The organism is Stenotrophomonas pictorum JCM 9942, from assembly GCF_001310775.1.
In the GTDB taxonomy this organism is placed as follows: Bacteria; Pseudomonadota; Gammaproteobacteria; order Xanthomonadales; family Xanthomonadaceae; genus Stenotrophomonas; species Stenotrophomonas pictorum.
The window spans coordinates 1-2,068 of record NZ_BAZI01000425.1; the positions used below are offsets into that span (position 1 = coordinate 1).

Genomic DNA, 2,068 nt, shown 5'->3' on the forward strand with positions numbered 1-2,068 from the left:
CCCCACTCAGCCTGTCGCTGAGCCCACGCTTGGATGATCGCGGCGATCGCGCCCACGCCATCGGTCAACGCCGCCGGGCCCGGCTGCAGGATCAGCGGCGACTTGATCTCGTGCAGTTCGCCGTCGCGCACCGCGGTGATCGCCTCCCAGCTCGGGCGCGCCGCGACTTTCTCCGGGCGGAATTTCTTGCCGCACCACGAACCGATGATGATCTCCGGGTTGCGCGCGATCACCGGATCACCGTCAGCCAGAATCCGGGCCTTGGCCAGCGGCTCGCGCGACAGCTCCGGAAACACATCGATACCGCCGGCGATCTCCACCAGCTCGGCGCCCCACTGGATGCCGGTGATGATCGGCTCGTCCCATTCCTCGACATAGACGCGCGGCCGCCGCGGCAACGTCGCCGCCTGCGTGGCGATGGCATCGAGCCCGCGCTGCAGCTGGTCGGCATAGTCGTACGCCCGTTGCGCCACCCCGACCAGCGCACCGAGCCGGCGGATGTAATCGAGGATGCCGGCGACGCTGCGGTGATTGGAAATCCACACCTCCACGCCGTTGCGGATCAGCTCGGCGGCGATATCGGCCTGGATATCGGAAAAACCGATGGCCAGATCCGGCTGGAGCTTGAGGATCTCATCCACCTTGGCACTGGTGAAGGCGCTGACCTTGGGCTTGTCGCGCCGCGCCTGCGGCGGCCGCACGGTGAAACCACTGATCCCGACGATACGGTCCTGCTCGCCCAATGCGTACAGCGTTTCGGTCGGCTCTTCGGTCAGGCAGACAATGCGGCGCGGGCCGATCATGGGCTTGCGAACTCCGTGGTATCGACGAATACCGCCGGGCTGTTCCACGGGTGATGGGCGGCGATGCCGTCCTCCAGCAACCGTTGCAGGCGCGCGGCATCACGCGGGATGCAGAACTCCAGACGCACACTGGCTTCGCGCACCAGCGCGCCGGGCTGTCCGATAGCGCTGTGCGTGCCTGGCAGCACGCGGAACTGCTCCTGCCCCGGTGCCGATTCCCACATGCCGTGCGAATAACCTCCGGCGGACAGATCGTCCACTGCCAGGATCGCGTCCTTGAGCGCCTGCAGATGCGCCGGCGGTACGAACACGGTGATGCGGTAGAGCGGATGCAGGGTCATGAGTCTGACCGCCAATGACCTGGACGACGCGCCAAGACGCCTCCGCCCGGCGCGGCGCTGCAAATCCGCGAGGTCACCACTGCGCCGCGCATCACCGGCTCACGGGTACAGCAGCTGCTTGCTCCAGCTGCCGCCGGCATCAGCTTCATAGCACCAGCGTTCGTGCAGGCGGAAGTCGGCGCCGTACCAGAACTCGATGCGTCGCGGCACCACGCGGATGCCGCCCCAGCCGTCGGGGCGCGGCACTTCGCGTCCTTCGAAGCGCGCCTCGAAACTGGCCAGCCGCTGCTCGAACTCCTCGCGCGAGGCCAGCGGCTGCGATTGCGCCGAGGCCCAGGCGCCGATCTGGCTCATACGCGGCCGTGTGGCGAAATAGGCATCGGCTTCGGTGGCCGATACCAGCTGGGCATCACCTTCCACCCGCACCTGGATGCCGGCCTCGCGCAGCTGCGCCACAGAAACAACAGCGCGACCTGCCGGTTTTCGTGCAGTTCGCGGCCCTTGCGGCTGTCCAGATGGGTGTAGAACACGAAACCGCGCTCATCGAAGGCTTTGAGCAGCACGGTGCGTGCCGATGGACGGCCGTCGATATCGGCGGTGGCCACCGTCATCGCCGTGGCATCGATTTCCTGGCTGGCCTTGGCCTCCGCGAACAGCGAGGCGAAGGTGGCAAGCGCTTCTGCGTAAAGATCGGTCATGGCTCCACTTCGAACAGCACGGGTTTGGGCTATTGTGGCGCCATGTCACCGGTTCCGCACCGTTTCTCCGTCCGCCGCTTCGCCGATACGCTGGTCACACAGGCCCTCGACGACGCGCTATGCAGCGGCAGGACCACCCCGATCCTGGCGATCAGCGGGTTGCAGGGCAGCGGCAAATCCACGCTGGCCGCACAGGTGGTGGAGCTGGCCGGCGGCCGCGGCCTGC

2 protein-coding genes and 2 pseudogenes are annotated in these 2,068 nt (G+C 67.1%); 1 reads left to right on the plus strand and 3 read right to left on the minus strand.

Features of this window, described 5'->3' with window-relative positions; genetic code table 11:
• The 3 genes and pseudogenes from JCM9942_RS14570 to pdxH all read right to left on the minus strand — a co-directional run.
• Positions 1-803, minus strand: an 803-nt coding sequence (locus tag JCM9942_RS14570) for a cobalamin-binding protein (protein WP_425478357.1), incomplete at its 3' end; no start/stop codon positions are given.
• Positions 800-1,144, minus strand: coding sequence for a YqfO family protein (locus JCM9942_RS14575; RefSeq protein ID WP_054660550.1), 345 nt, complete (start codon positions 1,142-1,144; stop codon positions 800-802). The genes JCM9942_RS14575 and JCM9942_RS14570, both read right to left, overlap by 4 nt.
• A gap of 99 nt (positions 1,145-1,243) precedes the next feature.
• A pseudogene (pdxH, locus tag JCM9942_RS14580) lies at positions 1,244-1,842 on the minus strand (pyridoxamine 5'-phosphate oxidase).
• Between the two features lie 42 nt (positions 1,843-1,884).
• Between pdxH and JCM9942_RS14585 the strand changes: the two are divergent.
• Positions 1,885-2,068 (plus strand): annotated as a pseudogene (locus tag JCM9942_RS14585) (kinase); the annotation flags it as partial.

Bases quoted from the DNA above. Each gene is read 5' to 3' on its own strand.
- JCM9942_RS14575 (WP_054660550.1), bottom strand. From the start codon at position 1,144: ATGACCCTGCATCCGCTCTACCGCATCACCGTGTTCGTACCGCCGGCG.